The sequence below is a fragment of the Colwellia psychrerythraea 34H genome (assembly GCF_000012325.1).
Taxonomy (GTDB): Bacteria; Pseudomonadota; Gammaproteobacteria; order Enterobacterales; family Alteromonadaceae; genus Colwellia; species Colwellia psychrerythraea_A.
In genome coordinates this window covers 3238071-3257883 of the sequence record NC_003910.7, presented here as the reverse complement: position 1 = coordinate 3257883, position 19813 = coordinate 3238071, and the positions used below count along the sequence as shown (strand labels likewise).

The 19813-nt window shown below is 40.1% G+C and carries 10 protein-coding genes and 1 pseudogene; 4 read left to right on the top strand and 7 right to left on the bottom strand.

What is annotated here, in order from left to right:
• Positions 1-123: 123 nt before the first annotated feature.
• From CPS_RS13930 to CPS_RS13905, 6 genes and pseudogenes are all read right to left on the bottom strand, one after another.
• Positions 124-630, bottom strand: a complete 507-nt coding sequence (locus tag CPS_RS13930) for a GNAT family N-acetyltransferase (RefSeq protein WP_011043900.1) — start codon at positions 628-630, stop codon at positions 124-126.
• Positions 631-751: 121 nt separating this feature from the next.
• On the bottom strand, positions 752-1210 hold the full coding sequence (locus tag CPS_RS13925) for a nuclear transport factor 2 family protein (RefSeq protein ID WP_041737044.1): 459 nt from the start codon (positions 1208-1210) through the stop codon (positions 752-754).
• Positions 1211-1428: 218 nt separating this feature from the next.
• Positions 1429-1724 (bottom strand): annotated as a pseudogene (locus tag CPS_RS23440) (NADP-dependent oxidoreductase); the annotation flags it as partial.
• A 144-nt stretch (positions 1725-1868) separates the two neighbouring features.
• Entirely contained in the window at positions 1869-3026 is a 1158-nt protein-coding gene (locus tag CPS_RS13915) for an iron-containing alcohol dehydrogenase (protein ID WP_011043898.1), read from the bottom strand.
• A gap of 90 nt (positions 3027-3116) precedes the next feature.
• Positions 3117-4241: an alkene reductase gene (locus CPS_RS13910; protein ID WP_011043897.1), complete on the bottom strand. Its 1125-nt coding sequence runs from the start codon at positions 4239-4241 to the stop codon at positions 3117-3119.
• Between the two features lie 194 nt (positions 4242-4435).
• Positions 4436-5269 carry a CmcJ/NvfI family oxidoreductase gene (locus tag CPS_RS13905; RefSeq protein ID WP_011043895.1) on the bottom strand — a complete coding sequence of 278 codons (834 nt, stop codon included), beginning with the start codon at positions 5267-5269 and terminating at the stop codon, positions 4436-4438.
• Between the two features lie 107 nt (positions 5270-5376).
• On the opposite strand from CPS_RS13905, the gene CPS_RS13900 reads away from it, so the two are divergent.
• Entirely contained in the window at positions 5377-6276 is a 900-nt protein-coding gene (locus tag CPS_RS13900) for a LysR family transcriptional regulator (RefSeq protein WP_011043894.1), read from the top strand.
• A gap of 233 nt (positions 6277-6509) precedes the next feature.
• Here the strand turns inward: CPS_RS13900 and CPS_RS13895 are convergent, their stop codons facing one another.
• Positions 6510-7358 (bottom strand): 4'-phosphopantetheinyl transferase family protein, encoded by an 849-nt coding sequence (locus tag CPS_RS13895; protein ID WP_011043893.1) that lies wholly within the window; start codon positions 7356-7358, stop codon positions 6510-6512.
• Positions 7359-7699: 341 nt separating this feature from the next.
• Here CPS_RS13895 and CPS_RS24325 point away from each other — a divergent pair, with 341 nt between their 5' ends.
• From CPS_RS24325 to CPS_RS13880, 3 genes are all read left to right on the top strand, one after another.
• Positions 7700-8548 (top strand): transcriptional regulator, encoded by an 849-nt coding sequence (locus CPS_RS24325; RefSeq protein ID WP_041737040.1) that lies wholly within the window; start codon positions 7700-7702, stop codon positions 8546-8548.
• Positions 8549-8611: 63 nt separating this feature from the next.
• Positions 8612-16927, top strand: a complete 8316-nt coding sequence (locus CPS_RS13885) for a type I polyketide synthase (RefSeq protein ID WP_011043891.1) — start codon at positions 8612-8614, stop codon at positions 16925-16927.
• Entirely contained in the window at positions 16927-19629 is a 2703-nt protein-coding gene (locus tag CPS_RS13880) for a PfaB family protein (RefSeq protein WP_011043890.1), read from the top strand. Before CPS_RS13885 ends, CPS_RS13880 begins: the two co-directional genes overlap by 1 nt.
• Positions 19630-19813: the final 184 nt, after the last annotated feature.

Sequence of the window (19813 nt, the reverse complement as noted above, 5' to 3'; positions counted from 1 at the left end):
GTAAACCTCTTAGAATATAACGCCCAGTTATGGGGAAATTTATTGCCCACCAAAGTGGTACAAGATCAGAACAAAAACAGCCAACTTTAATTTTTACGTTTAATGTTCTTGTTAGATCTCGTTTTATAAAGACACTTGATATATGTCTACTTCGAAACCACGAAATACAGAAGATTTAATAAATTGAAAGCCTGTTCTGTTTATCACTTTAACAGAGCTAATATTCGTTGGCTCTATTAGTGCGTGCACCACTTTAAGGTTTAAGGCATTTTTAGCAAAATCTAATACACCAAATGTAGACTCAACAGCATAACCTTTACCCTGTTGGTCCCTAGCAAGACGATAATTTATATGTATAACATCATCAGTATCTACTTTATGTTTATTAAGACCGCACACTCCAACAAACTCATCAGTAATAGAGTTAAAAATTGCCCAATGGCCATAACCATTTAAGTCATATTGATTTTTGCAGTTCGCTATATAATCATAGATTTGTTGTTCGGTGTGAACACCTACCGTTGAGTATTGCATTACGACAGGATCAGCTAATACTTTTGATAGGTTATCAACATCCTCATTCGTAATTTGACGAACACATAATCTTTCAGTTTCAATAATAATCAACACAAACTCCTAGAGATATAACGTCACCTTAAGCGGCGAAAAATAGTTGGCTAAAATGTTTGAGGGAGAAACACCGCCAACTGTATTTTTTCCGTTTGAAGTTCTTGTTAGTTTACTTTAACTACTATTTTTTCTTTGCTATAAATGTTTTATTGATTATGCGCCATTCATTCTCGCGCTTGTACATTACAAGGTAGTCAATGTAATGTGTTTTTGGCGTATCAAAGCCAAGCTTCACCATCGCCATTTTGTCATCAACTATATCAACTGACAGAATATTCGCTGTCCATGTATCTTTAGTCGCTTTTTTGAAATAACCAGAGAACTCTTTTAACGGAACAGTCCTAATGATTTCTTTTCCAGTTTCTTTGTTAACACTAATCATTTTTACATGACCAAACTCCAAATCAAAGGCTTTTGAAAGAAGCTTTTGATCCCCGTTTGCAGCCCCATTAAAATAATTATAAGCCGTTTCTACAACTGCTTGGTATTCTTTACCTGTTACGGATTCGGCATGACCAGTAGCGGATAAGAAAAAAGTAAAAACTGCAACAGTCATTGAAAGTAGTTTTATTTTATTCATTGTATTTATATCCATCGAATAATTTTAGAGTTTCATTGCTAAAGTACAATGATATTAAGGAACTATTTGACACACAAATAGTGAACAAGTAAACCATTAGAATTGTTACAATTTATGAATATAGAACTATCATTTAAGTTTACGCTGTTCGAAAACTAACGCTTCACTAAGAGGCAAATAATAGTTGGTTAAAATAAGCGACGAAGGGGCAAATAGCCAACGGTAATATCTTGCCAGTTACCAAAAGCGACAACCCAATCACCTTTGTTATTATCGCTATGGCTTGACTCTTCTACTCGACAAACACTACTGCCGACCATGACTTCATCTAAAGCAACAGGGTCTGCATAAGATTTAGCATCATTCATTCATTCGCCCGCGCATATAAGGGGTCGAGTGAAAGAAAAACAGTGCGAAGCAATACTTCACCGGCTTTAGGTGTTGGTTTTTCGCTATTTACCAGCGTAAAGTTTTCAGCTATTGGCGCGCCAAAAGGTCTAGATGCCAAAACCATTTAGTGATTTATATCAGTTGTTTGAATCATGTTCATTCATATTAAGAAAGAGCTAATGTAAAGAGATAGTGTTGAGAGCTATTAAAAAAGTCTGCGTGTGAACCTTTTAAAGTAATGCACACGCCACTTATGTCTGTCTTTTAATTACAATGCTTGAGATAAAATCTCACGGCTTATTGCTAAGGTAATATCGTCATTTTCGCCCAATGCCGTCATACCATGTTGCTCTAATCGTTCAATCAGCAAGTCGATATCTTTGCTACCAAGATCCACGTGGGATAAACGTGTTGGTACTTGCATTGTTTCGAAGAACTCTTCAGTTAAACGGATCGCTTGGTCAATACGTGCGTTGTCTTCACCATCAGTTATCTGCCAAACGCGCGCTGCATATTGTAGTAACTTTTCACGTTTTTGCTCTTTACGAACTTTCATTACCGCAGGCAATACAATGGATAGAGTGCGTGCATGGTCGATACCAAAAGCACCGGTAAGTTCATGACCTATCATATGCGTTGACCAATCTTGTGGTACACCCGCGCCGATAAGACCATTTAACGCCATCGTTGCCGACCACATAATATTGGCTCGAACTTCTAAGTTTTTTTTAGTCTCAGGTAACAACGCTTTAGGCCCTTCTTCAATCAAGGTTTGCATTAAACCTTCACTGAAACGATCTTGCACTTTGCCATTTACACTGTAAGTTAAATACTGTTCAATGGTATGAATAAAGGCATCAACAACGCCATTACTGATTTGACGATCTGATAATGACAAGGTCACGTTAGGGTCTAACACCGCAAATAATGGACAAAGCAAAGGACTCTTGAAAGGTAGTTTATTACCATCACGTGTTACCACTGCGTTGCCATTACTTTCAGAGCCTGTTGCAGGCAAGGTTAATATCGCGCCAATAGGTAATGCTTTTGTGACGGCTTGCTGTTTAGCAAGAATATCCCAAGCATCGTCACCTTCATAAAGTGCAGCTGCGGCAATAAATTTAGCGCCATCTACAACTGAGCCGCCACCAACAGCAAGTAAATAATCAATGTTTTCTGTTTTAATTATTTCTTGCGCTTTCATCAAAGTGTCATAGGTTGGATTTGGTTCGATACCTGAAAATTCAAACCAAGTATGTTCTGTAAGTGCATCACTCACTTGTTGATAGACGCCATTACCTTTAATTGAACCACCGCCATAAACCAATAATACTCGAGCGTCTAAAGGGATTTCTTTGGAAATAGCGGCAATTTGCCCTTCACCAAAATGAATACGGGTTGGGTTTTTAAAACTGAAATTTAACATTGTTATATCCTAAAATTTTTCAAAAAAGTAATTTATAAATACGTTGGTCTAAGCAGAAAATAATTCATGCCCCGCTTTTATAAAAACGGCTTATAAAGCGTACACAGGGTAATCGGTATAACCTTTATCAGTGCCGCCATACATGCTTGTTGGGTCAACGTCGTTTAACGACCATTCGTTCTTAATACGCTCTGGTAAGTCAGGGTTAGCTATAAATGGGCGACCGAAGCCAAAAATATCACCATTGCCTTCAGTTAAGATTCTTAATGCTTTTTCTGGCGTATATTTACCGGCATACATCACTAAACCGTCAAAGGTGTTTCTTACGGCTTTGTAGAAGTCTTCAGGTAAATCAGGCGCATTATCCCAATCCGCTTCAGCAAGTGATAAATAAGCGATACCAATATCATTTAGCGCTTTAATGGCTGCGATATAGGTTGCATGCGGATCGCTTTCTACTAAACCTAAATAAACCCGCACTTCATCAGTACTTTCAAATAATGGCGCGAACCTTACGCCTACTTTGTCAGCCCCCATAACGTCAGCAACGGCTTGCGTTATTTCCTTTAAAAATCGTAAGCGATTCTCTAAGCTACCACCGTATTTATCAGTTCTATCGTTGGTATGTTCAGAAATAAATTGATTCACCAGATAACCATTAGCGCAATGTAATTCAACGCCATCAAAGCCGGCTTCTTTAGCATTTACCGCAGCTTGTTTGTACATTTGTACCAGCTCCTCAACTTCAATAGTTGATAGTGCCCGAGGCTCACTTGGATCAGCTAATGCGCCTTGCTCTGGTGCAGTTTCGATAAAAACTTTAACCGCATCAGCTTTCAATGCTGATGGGCCAACAGGTGCTGCTTGGTTTGGTTGTAATGATGTATGAGAAACACGACCAACATGCCATAATTGACAAAAAATAATGCTACCCGCATCGTGTACTGCTTGTGTTACCTGTTTCCATCCTTGAACTTGCTCGGCACTATGAATACCGGGTGTCCACGCATAACCTTGCCCTCTTGGTTCAATTTGAGTGCCTTCAGTGACCATAAAGCCAGCGCCAGCACGTTGCGAATAGTAATTAGCCATCAACTGGTTAGGAATATTTCCCGGTTGAGAGCTTCTAGAACGTGTTAATGGCGGAAAAACAATACGATTCTTAAGGGTATAAGGGCCAAGCTCTGTTGCTGTAAATAAAGGTGAAAATGTCATGCGTTACTACTCCAAAATAAAGTTAATATAATCGTAGCGGTGACTAATAAATGAGTTCCAATGCTGTCACCGCTTTTTCAGCATTACTAGCACCACTAAGTGCCTGATTTATAATGTTCTTGTGCTGTTTGTTACGTACGTGGCTAAAGTTTGGTATTTCCACATAGGCTATTTTTAATATGATTTCAGTTGATTTATTTGTTGAATAACAAAATAGTTCTCAACTCAATACTGACGCGACTTTGCACGTTTTCAGCCACCGAAGGCAGTAAGAAAGCACTATGCGGAGTTCTATTAACTGCATTGCTTTTGTCGCTATCAAATACTTTAAAATTAAGTTGTTCTTTCGATGTCATTCGAGAGAAATAAAACCAACGATTGTTTGGGTTATAACTAAAACCTTCAATTTCCCCAACACGATCAGGATATGCAACCTGAAGCAAATGTGATTGCTCTGAAGTAACACTGCGCATATCCGCAAATGCAAGTGGGCTGTCTAACACCACATCAACTAGCGGTATCCAAGTATTAATAAATTGATAGCGATGATAATCACTCGCCTTTAAGCCCTGTTTTTCAAGTTCAATATGTAAACGATGTTGTGCAGAGCTAGCGACATAATCGTTGTGTACCGTATGAATAGGAGAGCGTTTTTCAGCGCGATGAAGCTTGTCTTCAACCGAACGAATTGTATGGTCGAATACCACGCCTTTGCTGGCATTGGTTAAGCTCATAAGATGTTTGATGATTTGCGGATAAAGTTCAGTGCTAACCATAGCGTCATCAAAATAATCAGCCATATGATATTTATTGGCAACTAAACCAAAACCATCTTCTTTCAGTGTCGCAGTTTTCGCTAATAAACGAGCATCCGTAATTTCAACCACGCGTTTATCCACTTGTTCGGTAAGAGTGTCGGCACTTTTTTTGCTTGTTGATAAATCAAACGTCGCTTGAATATTTGGCTTGATATAATTGATTTCAGCTGCAATGGTCGGCTGATTTTGATTTACGGCATTCAATAACATAATAAGGTCCAATTAAGCTCAATAAATAACGAATTAACTTGATGGGATGTATGCTAATCTTCCTTTCATACAAATGAAAACAATATAAACTTGTTGGAGATACAAAAATGAGTGGTATCAATCGACTAGACATTAAACAATTGCGCGTATTACAGCTATTACTTCAGGAAAGAAATTTGTCAAAAGTTGCTCATATTATGGGCTTAACTCAACAAGCGATTAGTGAGCAACTGAAAAAAATTAGACATAGCTTTGATGATGAAATGTTTATACGCACCAGTAATGGCGTAATTCCAACGCAAGTTGCAGAAAGGATGGAACATCGGGTAAATCAGATATTGGCGGATATCGACAACTTAATTACCGGCGAAAAATTCAACCCTGCTGAGCTTTCAGGAATATTACAAATAAGTTCATCAGACTATGCGCTAGTCACCATTCTTCCAATGTTATTAACGCAAGTGAATGCGTTAGCACCAAACCTAAAAGTGATCATCAGGGATTTTGAGTCGGATAATTTAAACCAACTGATGGTGACGGGTGAACTTGATCTTGTGTTTACTTTTCCTGAATTTATTCCTGACAACTACCCGAACAAGCGTTTATTTGAAGACCATCATGTATGCGTAACAGGGAGTAATTCAATTTATCGCGGGAAAAAATATAGCTTGTTAGAACTAGCACAGCTGCCACAAATTGTTATCTCGCCTTCAAGACCGAATTTAAAAGGCTCACATGACTCTTGGTTTGCTAAACAAGGAATGAAAAGACATATACTGATGTCCGTGCCTAGCTTCTCTGCTGCATCAACCATTATTGAAGCGACCAACACCATTGCATTTTTACCATCGAGACTATTACCTGATCCTAAGTTAGTTGCGATAGAAATTGAACAAAACCCACCAAAATTTGACGTTATTGTTGCCTGGCATCAACGCTCAAATAATAATCCGTTACACCTGTGGTTATTGGGCTTACTGGATAATATTTTCTGCTCTGCTGAATAATTAGATAAACAGAAATTTTAGACTCTGTACTATTAGTTTGACTCATTAAAAGGATTTTTATAAAACGAAATAAACTCATTTATTCTCTTAAATAAAAAACGCGAGTTAGTTGCCTAAATCGCGTTTTATCTAAACCTTAAATAGCTATTGTGCTGGTGAAAATTCGGCACGCTTGGTTGTCTTGATTTATTTTCCCCACGCACAACAAAATAACTAAGGTAATGAAAGTAGTTTTAGATTTCCTGATAACCAAGTAGGGGCAGGGTATTAAAGAAACGTAATTGGTAGTCAGTTTTTTGATTGTCGCTGGTTGCTCTTAACGATACAGCGATGCGGTGTTCTTGTTTTTCATCTATGGCAGCCGTTGGGTAAACTAACCAGCTACGCCAAATTTGTGGTTCATCTACTCTATGCTCAGCAAAGCTTAGGTTAATGTCCTGCTTGATAGTAAATAAACCGTTATGATTATGTTCGGTATCGTTAATTTTAAAACTAAAATCAGCGAGTGGTATCGCTAAACCTAAACCCCAAGCTTTAATATAAGACTCTTTTAATGTCCAATAATCAAAAAACCGATTGCGTTGTTGTGCTTCTGGCAGCGCAAAAAGTTCATCTATTTCTTTAGAAGAAAAATAACGTTCAGCAATCGCTAATACATTATTGTTGCGGCCGGTATTTTCAACATCACAACCGATATCATCCTCAAGCGTTACCGCGCAAATTATAAGATTTTTTGTATGGCTGATGTTAAAGCGCAGCGGCAGTGGGCAATTAATAACTTCAGGTTTATCTTTATTACCTTTTTCAAACTGCCAATCTTGCGGTGCTACATCAGCATAATAAGATAATAAATCGCGTATGAAAGCGCGAGTAATCAAGGCATCGTGTCTATCTTTAGCAAACTTATATCGTTGCTGTTTGGCTGTTTCTGTACTCGTTAATAATGTTGAGTAGGTTGCTAATAACTCATCATTGCCGAGTAACTCTTCCGGTTTGGTTACCCATATATGAATTTCATTGGCAGCAAGGTCGAGCTTTTCTTTTGTTCGAGTGGAGAGTTCAGATTGAGAAAAAGAAGTCATAAAAGTATCGGTGGCTTGTGTTGTTGATTTATTGCGTGGTTCATCTGGTGAGGCAATATTTTATCATAAACAGTGCAGGGGGTAATTCGTTTTTATGAGTTTTTTTAAGTTGTTTGATTTAGCGCAAACCCGCTGTCTGTCATTAGTGATAGCAATTAATACTAATTCTTTCGTAATAGAACAGATTGGTGGTTGACTGGTCGAACAGTTCAACTCATACCTTAGTCTATAAATTAGAAAAGCTTGTATCGGGTGATTGTATTGGATTTGAAACGTGTGTATATTAGCCGCGTTAAGTAATTTACGAATAATTATTGATGGTAAATATTAGACGGATGATAATGAGCAAGCAACCAAAAACGGCATCTACTCAACACGCTAACGCAACTACCACGCCAGAGATGAGAGCATTCATCCATGAATCTGACTTACCCACGGCCGTGCTTGCACGTCTATTAAAGGTGTCAGAATCTACCATCCGTAAATGGCGTAAACGAGCCTCTCTCGCTGATGCGTCTCACGTACCAAAGCAATTAAACACTACCTTAAGTGAAGCACAAGAGTATGTTGTGGTTGAGCTTCGAACACGCTTATTACTTTCTCTTGATGAATTGTTGGTTGTCTGTAAATCATTTATTAATGCCAGTGTATCGCGAGCAGGCTTACAGCGATGTTTAAAGCGTCACGGTGTTTCTCGCCTTGCAGACATGGAAAATAATGGTGAGAGCAACAATGCAGACGATACCAGCGCTGTAGAACCAACAACAGTGCAAGTATTGTTAGAAGATACCCAAGAGCACCAGCAACTTATTTCAGATCTCTCTCCTAAAGCAATGCGTGAAGTGTTAAATCGCGCTAACGATTTAAGTGAAGATGAAGTCGTACATGTCAAAGTGACTCAAATACCTTATTTTTCAGAAAATGCTAAAGAACAACACAGTAAACGCCATTTATTAATCGCTAATGACCCTACGTCAGGTTGGGTATACGTCGATATATACGATGGCAATGAAAGTGAAGCCGCTAGCCGTTACATGAGCTACGTACTCACCAAAGCCCCTTTTCATATCCGCCGAATTTTAGCGGGAAATTATAATGAATTTTTAAGTCGTTTTCGTTTATTAAATGAAAGTCCTGATGAGGCAACAACATCGTTCTCATCAAAAAACTTTCACGGCACTGATACTTAAACAGATCAGATACCAAAACGGATAACGAAAATGCAAGCAAATAACAACTTTAGAGAAACCACAATGGCTAAAAAGCAAAGCACATCTAATAACCCTGTAACGAATGAAGCAGACGAAAAAGCGTTTAATTCTCGTCTTCAAGAATGTCCTATTGCCATTGTTGGCATGGCGTCTATCTTTGCTGATGCAAAGAACTTAGAAAACTACTGGGACAACATTTTTGAATCAGTCGATGCAATTAAAGATGTACCCAGTGATCGTTGGGCAAAGGATGATTATTACTCGAGCGATCCAAAAGAGGCTGATAAAACCTATTGTAAACGTGGTGGTTTCTTACCAGAAATAGACTTCGACCCAATGGAATTTGGTTTGCCACCAAACATTTTAGAGTTAACTGATATCGCTCAGTTATTGTCTTTAGTAGTTGCACGTGAAGTATTAAACGATGCAGGTATTGGTGATGGGTCTGGTTACGATCGTGACAAAGTTGGTATTACGTTAGGTGTAGGTGGTGGACAGAAACAAATTTCGCCATTAACGTCTCGCTTGCAAGGCCCAGTATTAGAGAAAGTATTAAAAGCGTCAGGTGTTGAAGAAGCTGATCGCGCCATGATCATTGAAAAGTTCAAAAAGGCCTATATCGGTTGGGAAGAAAACTCATTCCCAGGCATGTTAGGCAATGTTATTTCTGGTCGTATTGCTAACCGTTTTGATTTTGGTGGTACTAACTGTGTTGTTGATGCGGCTTGTGCAGGTTCTTTAGCGGCGATTAAGCTAGCTATCTCAGACTTACTTGAGCACAGATCTGAAGTAATGATCTCTGGTGGTGTTTGTTGTGACAATTCACCATTTATGTATATGTCATTTTCAAAAACTCCTGCTTTTACAACAGGTGAAGACATCCGCCCATTTGATAATGATTCAAAAGGTATGATGATTGGTGAAGGCATCGGTATGATGGCTTTCAAGCGTTTGGAAGATGCTGAACGTGATGGTGATAAAGTTTACGCCGTACTTAAAGGTATTGGTACTTCAAGCGATGGTCGCTTTAAGTCGATTTACGCACCACGCCCAGATGGTCAAGCTAAAGCGTTAAAACGTGCTTATGAAGATGCAGGGTTTGATCCAAAAAGCTGTGGCATGATTGAAGCGCATGGTACGGGCACGAAAGCGGGTGACGCAGCAGAATTTGGCGGCTTAGTTAAACACTTCTCACAAGATAATGATCAAAAACAACATATCGCCTTAGGCTCTGTTAAGTCTCAAATTGGTCACGCTAAAGCGGCCGCTGGCGCAGCAGGTATGATAAAAGCGGTATTAGCGCTTCATCATAAAGTGCTACCAGCAACACTACATATCGACCAACCTAATACCTCGTTAGACATTGAAAACAGTCCAATGTATTTAAACAGCGAAACACGTCCTTGGATGGCACGTGAAGATGGTTTACCACGCCGCGCAGGTATCAGTTCGTTTGGTTTTGGTGGTACTAACTACCACATGGTATTAGAAGAATACTCGCCAAAAGCACAAGGCCAGTATCGCTTAAATGCAGTGCCACAAACACTGTTAGTTACAGCGGCTAACGAAAAAGCATTAGTGAGTTCATTAACAGATTGGAAAAATAAATTAAGTGTAAAAGCAGATGATCAACCATACGCTTTTAACGCCTTAGTTGTTGAAAACACGTTAACAACACCAGCGGTTGCTCTAGCCCGCTGTGGTTTTGTTGCAAAAAATGCTGATGAAGCAATCAAAATGATTGAAGGTGCTTTGACGCAATTCCAAGCCAAATCAGGTGGTGACATTCCTTGTGAAGAGTGGTCAGTACCAACGGGTATTTATTACCGTAAGTCTGGCTTGTCAGTGAGCGGAAAGGTTGTCGCTCTCTTTTCAGGTCAAGGCTCACAATACGTTAATATGGGCCGCGAGCTTGCTTGTAACTTCCCAAGCGTAATGCAAGCTGCTGCAGATATGGACAGTGAGTTTACACAAGCAGGTTTAGGTCAATTAACCCCGACAACGTATCCAATTCCTGTATTTAATGATGATGCACGTAAAGCACAAGATGAAGCTTTACGTTTAACTCAACACGCACAACCTGCAATTGGTACCTTAAGTGTTGGTCTATATAAAGCGTTTACTAATGCTGGTTTCAAAGCCGACTTTACTGCGGGACATAGCTTTGGTGAATTAACCGCGCTTTGGGCTGCAGGCGTAGTAAGTGATAGTGACTATATGATGTTAGCACGTAGTCGTGGTCAAGCAATGGCAGCACCTACAGGTGAGGCTGCGATAGGATTTGATGCGGGCACTATGATTGCCGTTGTTGGAAGTCCAACTGATATTGCTAATGATATTAAAGACATCAAAGATATCTCTATTGCAAACTACAACTCTAATAACCAAGTAGTTGTTGCGGGTGTAAGCACTCAAATAGCAATCGCTATCGATGAGTTAAAAGGCAAAGGTTATAAAGTTGTACCATTACCCGTTTCTGCCGCGTTCCATACGCCACTTGTGGGCCACGCTCAAAAACCATTTAGCGATGCTATTGATAATGCTAAATTTAATAAGCCGCTTGTACCTGTTTATTCAAATGGCACAGCCAAAGCGCATTCAAATAAAGCGGCTGATATTAAAAAGTCACTGAAAAATCATATTTTAGAATCAGTACACTTTAACGAAGAAATTGACAACATTTACGCTGATGGCGGACGAGTATTTGTTGAATTTGGCCCTAAAAATGTATTAACCAAACTTGTTGAAAATATCTTAAAAGATAAAGAAGACGTTGTAGCTATAGCGGTTAATGCTAATCCAAAGAAATCGGCCGATATGCAAATGCGTCAAGCGGCAGTGCAAATGGCGGTACTTGGTTTAGAGTTAACAGAAATTGACCCGTATTCAGCGGTTAAACGTCCATTATCTGCACCTAAAATGTCACCACTAGCGATGAAGCTAACTGGCGCATCTTATGTGAGTCCTAAAACTAAAAAGGCATTTGATGATGCACTAAATGACGGTTGGACAATTAAACAAGCAACGTCAGTTCCTGTTGCTGTGCCTGAGCCACAAGTGGTTGAAAAAATTGTTGAGAAGATCGTTGAAGTAGAGCGCATTGTAGAAGTTGAGAGAATTGTTTACCTGACTGCAGACGGGAAAGTCTTCGATGGTAGTGTCGCAGATGGAACTGTTGCTAATGGTCAAGCAGCTAACAGTGTTGCAGTAAACGTAAACACTGCGGATATAGCAAATAGTATTGAACGTAGCGTTAGTCAGTTTGTTGATCACCAACAACAGTTATTAAACGTACATGAGCAATATATGCAAGGTCCAAAAGACTATGCAAAAACGTTTGATACGGTCCTATCTAACCAAGAAGCAGGCGAGTTACCTGAAAGCCTAGACCGTACGTTAGGTATGTATCATGACTTCCAATCAGAAACATTGCGTGTTCATGAGCAATATTTGAATAACCAAACTGATAATATGGCAACGATGTTGTCTGCTTCTGAAAGTAATACAGAGGTGAGTTCTAACATAGTTAAAACATCACCAATCGCGACTCAAGCACCTGTTATTAAAAGTGTAGTGACACAAGCGCCTGTTGTTAAACCAACAATTTCAGTGGCACCTGCAACACAAACGTTACCTGCCGCCGTATCTCCTCCAGTAGTATCTGCTCCAGTAGTAAATGCGCCCGCACAATCAGTAGCAACAGCCGTTGCGATGGCGCCGGTAGCTGAAGTTTCTATTGCTGTTCCTGTTCAGGAATCATCACTTGACCTTGAACGCATTCAAACAGTGATGATGGAAGTAGTTGCTGAGAAGACCGGTTATCCAACAGAAATGTTAGAACTTGAAATGGATATGGAAGCTGATTTAGGTATTGATTCAATCAAGCGAGTTGAGATTTTAGGCTCAGTACAAGAAATTATTGCTGATTTACCAGAGCTTAACCCTGAAGACTTAGCTGAATTACGTACCTTAGGCGAAATCGTTGACTACATGAAGTCGAAAGCACAAGCTGCGGCTCCTAGTGCGTCAGCGAATGACAGTGCACCAGCACTACATTTAGTCGATAGCTCAGTTGTGCCAAGCATCGATTTACAACACATCCAGAATGTGATGATGGAAGTGGTTGCTGAGAAGACCGGTTACCCAACCGAAATGCTTGAGCTTGAAATGGACATGGAAGCTGACTTAGGTATTGATTCAATAAAACGTGTTGAAATCTTAGGTTCAGTACAAGAAATCATTAACGATTTACCAGAGCTTAACCCTGAAGATTTAGCTGAACTGCGCACCTTAGGTGAAATCGTTAACTACATGCAATCTAAAGTATCAGCGGCTCCTGTAGCGAGTGCCCCAGTTAATACGACTGTAAGCAGCACGCCTGCAATCGATTTAATTCACATCCAAAATGTGATGATGGAAGTGGTTGCAGAAAAAACTGGCTACCCAACTGAAATGCTTGAGCTTGAAATGGACATGGAAGCTGACTTGGGAATTGACTCAATCAAACGTGTTGAAATACTGGGTGCTGTTCAGGAAACTATCCCTGATTTACCAGAGCTTAACCCAGAAGATTTAGCTGAGTTACGTACATTAGGTGAAATCGTAAGTTACATGCAAAGTAAAGTATCAGTAGCGCCTGCAGCAGTTGCAGCAATTGTGCCAAATGCGACAGCTAATGCAAGTGCTCCTGCAATTGACTTAGATTACATTCAGAGCGTTATGATGACAGTAGTAGCGGAGAAAACTGGCTACCCGACTGAAATGCTTGAACTTGAAATGGACATGGAAGCTGATCTTGGTATCGACTCAATCAAACGTGTTGAAATACTTGGTGCTGTTCAGGAAACTATCCCTGACTTACCAGAGCTTAACCCAGAAGATTTAGCTGAGTTACGTACCTTAGGCGAAATCGTAAGTTACATGCAAAGTAAAGTATCTGTAGCGCCAATAGCAGTTGTTGATAATGCTCAAGCTGCGTCAGCCATTGTGCCAACTAAGGTAAGCAGCGCTCCTGCAATAGATTTAGATTACATTCAATCCGTAATGATGACAGTAGTGGCGGAGAAAACTGGCTACCCAACTGAAATGCTTGAGTTAGCCATGGATATGGAAGCAGACTTAGGTATTGACTCAATCAAACGCGTTGAAATTTTAGGTGCTGTTCAGGAAACCATCCCTGACTTACCAGAGCTTAACCCAGAAGATTTAGCTGAGTTACGTACCTTAGGTGAAATCGTAAGTTATATGCAATCTAAGGTAACACCCGTTGCAGATGTTACTGCTGAAACAAGTACGCTAGCGAATGAAAGCGCTCCAGCAATTGACTTAGATTACATCCAATCTGTAATGATGACAGTAGTGGCAGAGAAAACTGGCTACCCAACTGAAATGCTTGAGCTTGCCATGGATATGGAAGCAGACTTAGGTATCGACTCAATCAAACGTGTTGAAATTCTCGGTGCTGTTCAGGAAACTATTCCTGACTTACCAGAGCTTAATCCAGAAGATTTAGCTGAGTTACGTACCTTAGGTGAAATCGTAAGTTACATGCAAAGTAAAGTATCGCCAACGGATCCGACTGACCCTAAAGGAACAGGTGTTAAAACCACTGTCCCTGCTGCTGTTCTTGCAAATGGTAGGTCAGTAGAAACAGCGGTTAACTTTCAAGGCGCACCTAGTGCAACTGTTGAACTAACAGCATTATCTTCAGTGAACAAAATTGTTCAAGATGTTACTGGTGAAGGCAAACAATCAGGCGCTAACGCGTTAGTTGTTGATGATGGCAGTGGCGCAGCCGTGGCGTTAAGTGCTCAACTGATCAAAGCAGGTTGGCAAGTTACGGCATTAAAACCTAATTGGGTGGTCAGCCATTCGAAAAAAGCGTTTGCTACAGCAGTAAATGTTGTTGAAATTGGTACTCATGATAAAACACTTGATGAAGCTCAAGTAAAAGACATCATTGAGAAAACAGCACAATTAGACGCAGTTATTTACTTACAAGCAGCAAATACTGTTGATGCTATCGAATACCCAGAAGCGGCAAAACAAGGCTTAATGTTAGCCTTCGTATTAGCTAAGTTGTCGAATGTAAAGTTAGCGACTAATGCACGTGCTTCTTTTGTTGTGGTAACTCGCCAAGGTGGCGCTTTAGGCTTTTCTAATGGTGATGCTGATAGTGGTACGCAACAAGTTAAAGCCAATGTGAAAGCCGACTTAGTGCAAGCAGGTTTAGCGGGCTTAGTTAAAACCATCAACCATGAATGGAACGCTGGCGAAGGCAGTGTTTTCTGTCGAATTATCGATTTATCAAGTAAATTAGCAGCAGATAAAGCAGCAACTATCATCAATGATGAGTTACTTGATATTGACGGCAGTATTGTTGAAGTAGCACATGATACCGATAACCTGAGTAATAACATTGGCTCACGTCTAACGCTATCTGGTGTGGTTACCGATAGTTATGCACTAACACCAATTGCTAAAGGGTCAAACACAGCAATTAACAGTGACTCGGTATTTTTGGTAAGCGGTGGCGCAAAGGGGGTTACAGCACATTGCGTTATCGAAATTGCCAAACAGTACCAAGCTAAGTTTATTTTATTAGGTCGTTCATCCTTTGATGACAACGAGCCAAGCTGGGCACAAGGCATTAGTGATGAAGTTGCTTTGAAAAAAGCAGCGATGCAAGCATTGATTGCAAGCGGCGAAAAACCAACACCAGTTAAAGTGACTCAGTTTGTACGTCCGGTATTAGCTAATCGTGAAATTGCGCAAACCTTAGCGGCAATTAAAGCGGCAGGCGGGCAAGCACATTACGCTGCTGCCGACGTGACGAATAGTGTAAGTGTTAGCGCTGCGGTTCAGCCTTTACTAAAAACCTTAGGTCAAGGTTCCTTACAAGTTACGGGCATCATTCATGGTGCGGGTGTCTTAGCGGACAAGTTTATTGAGCAAAAAACGCTTGAAGAATTTAACGCGGTATACACAACGAAAATAGATGGTTTATTGTCTTTATTAGCAGCAACCAATGCCGAAAATATTAAACACTTAGTGTTATTTTCATCAGCGGCTGGTTTTTATGGTAACCCAGGGCAATCTGATTACTCCATCGCTAATGATATTTTAAATAAAACGGCTTACCGTTTTAAAGCATTAAATCCAAGTGCTCAAGTACTAAGCTTCAACTGGGGACCTTGGGATGGTGGCATGGTAACACCAGAGCTTAAACGTATGTTTAACGACCGTGGTGTTTATATTATTCCACTTGATGCAGGCGCTAAATTATTGGTAAGTGAACTCGCTGCAGATACTAACCGTTGTGCACAAATCCTTGTTGGTAATGATTTGTCGAAGGATACAGCTAAGGATGCATCTGTAAAAAAGCCACAAGTTAGTCGCTTAACTAGCCGTGTTAATAAAACACTTTTAGCGACTAACAATACCTTTTTAGCTGACCACACCATTGGTGATGACAAAGTATTACCAACCGTGTGCGCCATAGCATGGATGAGTGAAGCCGCAATGGTTGCTTACCCAGCATTTCATTATCAAGGACTAGCAAACTATAAGTTGTTTAAAGGCATCATCTTTGATGGCAGTGAAGCAACAGAATATTCAATCGATATGATTGCTCAAGTTGAGGGTGAAAGCTTAGTAGTAGACACTAAAATTTCAAGTACTAATGAGCAGGGTAAACCAGTATTTCATTATGGCGCTCAGCTGACATTAGTCGCTAAAGCGGAAAGAAAAGAAGCGCCAACGGTTGAACTTATATTACCTGAAGCTTTACCAGAATTACTTCCGGAAACAGTACTTTCGAGCACTGAAGAAGCAGGCGCTTTATATACTAATGGTACTTTATTCCACGGTGAAAGCCTGCAAGGAATTAAGGCAATACTTGCGTGTAATGAGCAAGGTCTATTATTGAAATGCCAAGTACCAGCAGTGGCAAGTCTTAAGCAAGGCGAGTTCCCGATTAGCCCGTTGAATAGTGCAAGCGAACACTCGAACATTTTTGCCAATGATATCGCTTATCAAGCCATGTTAGTTTGGGCTAAAAAGCAATTAGGTTTAGGTAGCTTACCGTCAAGTACGCAAAGTTGGACGGTATACCGTGACGTCAGTCTTGGTGAAAACTTCTACCTTAAATTAACGGTAGTGAAAAGCTCAGGCAAAGGAAAGCAACGTGGTTCTTTAGTGGCTGACATTGAAATGATTGATGAAAACAATCGATTACTCAGTGAGATAAAATCTGCCAAAGTGACGGCTAGTGCTAACTTAAATGACTTATTCCTACCTAAAAAGGCACCGAAAACTACACCGAAAGCTAAGCAAAGTGAAAGTGAGGCAAGTGCGTAATGGTTAACAATCATTATAAAACGGCCATTATTGGTTTAGATGCTCAGTTTGAAAATGAACAGAGCGTTCAAACCGATATTGATCGGGTTGAACGTGCGCTATACCTCGGCAAACTTTCAGGGAATATCTCAGGTAAGAGCCTAGATCAAGCTGAAATATCAGACAAGGAAAATACAACACTCAAGCTAAGCTGTTCAGCAACGGTTGAGCGTATGGCACTTGCTAATCAAGTCAGTAGCGCTGATATCAAAGTTGTTGTGCTAATGCACGACAGTGAAAATATAGTCATTGATATTGAAAATGTTATTGTTGTTACTTCGTTAGCTAGCGCACTACAACAAATAGATACGTTGATTGAGCAAAATTTCTTGGTAGCCTTGCTTGGTATTAATTTACTTAGTTTAAGCGATAAGCAAAATGGCAGTGATGTTTGCCAAGAGCTGGCGACCATCTCATATGATCAAAACTTTAGCGCTTATCAAGCGTGTCGCGGTATTGCTGCATTATTATTTGCACCTGCAACGTTTGCACAAACTCATCACTGTTATGTCTATTCGCGGATAAAAGGTTTTGCCACGGGGAGCGATATAACTAGTGTTACTGCTGCAGCGTTAGATAAAGCGCAAGTCAATGCAACAGATATTGGTTTGCTTGAAGTTTCTGCGTTATCAAATAAAGATGCTTCGCTTGCTGAAACAAAAGGTTTATTGAGCCATTATTTAATAGATGGTGCCAATAAAGCAGTAATGAGTGAAGATGCCAATGAAGCATTAAATACGGCTATCTCTTGTGCACGTAGTGTTACCGGAGAAGGGGCTGGCTTTTCTGAAGTGTTAGGTTTGTTACGTACCGTTATTGCACTGCAACAACGTTATATTCCTGCCATTACTGATTGGCAACAACCACAAGCCAGTGAACTTGAAAAATGGCAAAGCTCAAGCTGTTACTTTCCAACAGAGGCTCGTCCATGGTATCCACAGCCTAATGGTAATGCCCACTTTGGCGCGTACAGTTGTTTAACCGTTTCAGACAATAATCATGATTATTGTCATATTATCCTGCAAGAAGAGCAGGTTGGTCTTATTGATGGTAAACATGCTGCAAGCGATATTCGCAGTAATGGTTTTATTGCCTGTAGTGATTTACAGCTAGTATTAATTGGCGCAGAGGATTTACCTAATTTATTAACTCAGTTAATTGATCTTGAAGATGAGCTTGAAGCTACTTTTAAAGGTAACCTTGAAGAGAAGGCTGAACAGAGTAGAACATCACTTAAAGATATTGCTTTAACGCGTTTTGAACAGTCTAAAGGCAATAGCAGTCGTTATACGATTGCCTTATTGTCTGAATCGATAGAAGAACTAAGCAAAGAAATAAAACTCGCTAAAGCCGGTGTTCCTGCAGCATTTTCTGATGTTAATTCTGATAAGAATAATCAGCAAGAATGGCGAACGCCAAAAGGCAGCTATTTTAGTGCTAGCCCTGTTAATAATAGTGAATCAGCGACTAATAATGTTTCATTTTTATATCCGGGCATTGGTGCAACGTATGTCGGTTTAGGACGTGATTTATTCCACCTTTTTCCTGAAATACACCAAGATGTTGCTAACTTAGCCGACGATATTGGCGCAAGTTTAAAAGATAAATTATTAAATCCCCGGTCCATAATTCGTCCTGATTTTAAAGCATTAAAACAGCTTGATTTAAACCTCCGTGGTAAGTTGGCTGATATTGCAGAAGCAGGCGTTGGTTTTGCGTGTGTATTCACTAAAGTATTTGAAAACGTCTTTAAGGTAAAGGCAGACTTTGCTACAGGTTACAGCATGGGTGAAGTCAGTATGTACGCTGCATTGGGTGCATGGCAACAACCAGGATTGATGAGCGCACGTTTAGCTAATTCAGATACCTTCAATCAACGTTTATGTGGTGACTTGCTAACTTTACGTGAGCATTGGGGGCTTCCTAGTTCGACAAGTAGTCCTACTAATAGCCCTAGCAATGACCAAGCTGAAAGTCTAGATGAGTTGATTTGGGAAACCTACACCATTAAAGCAACGTTAGATGAAGTTATCGCTGCCAGTGAAGATGAAGAACGTGTTTATTGCACCATAGTTAATACGCCAGACAGTTTATTATTAGGTGGTTATCCAGCCGATTGTCTACGCGTTATTAAAAAACTTGGTGTACGTGCTATGCCACTTAACATGGCAAATGCAATTCACAGTGCACCAGCAAAAATTGAATATGACGACATGGTTGAACTTTATACCATGGACGTTACTGCGCGCTTAAAAACTAAAATGTATTCAAGCTCTTGTTACTTACCCGTACCACAAATGAGCAAAGCGATTGCTCACAGTGTTGCTAAGTGTTTATGCGACCGAGTAGATTTCCCCCGTTTAATTAACACCATGCACGATAAAGGTGCGCGGGTATTTATTGAAATGGGACCAGGGCGCTCGTTGTGCAGCTGGGTAGATAAAATTTTAGATTTTGACGATAGCAGTAAAAATGGCCTCTCTAATAAAGAACCTAATCAAGTTGCTCATAAAGCACGAGTATCAGTGCCAGTGAATGCAAAGGGCACAAGTGACGAGTTAACGTATGTGAGAGCCGTTGCAAAATTGGTTAGTCACGGGGTGAAACTAGATCTTCACCGCTTATTTAATGGCTCAATTATTGTGAAAAAGCCACAAGCTTAAAAGAAAAATATAAGAGATAGTGGATATAGGACAATGTGCTCCATGCATTGTCTAATAAGTGGCATCCGTGCCACGTCTGACAAGAAATCTTGGATATGACGCTAGTTTGCAGGGTACATCTCTTGCAGTCGTCATCCCCGAAGTGTCTAGTCGGGGAACCATTGCACTTAGCTCTACGGCTATT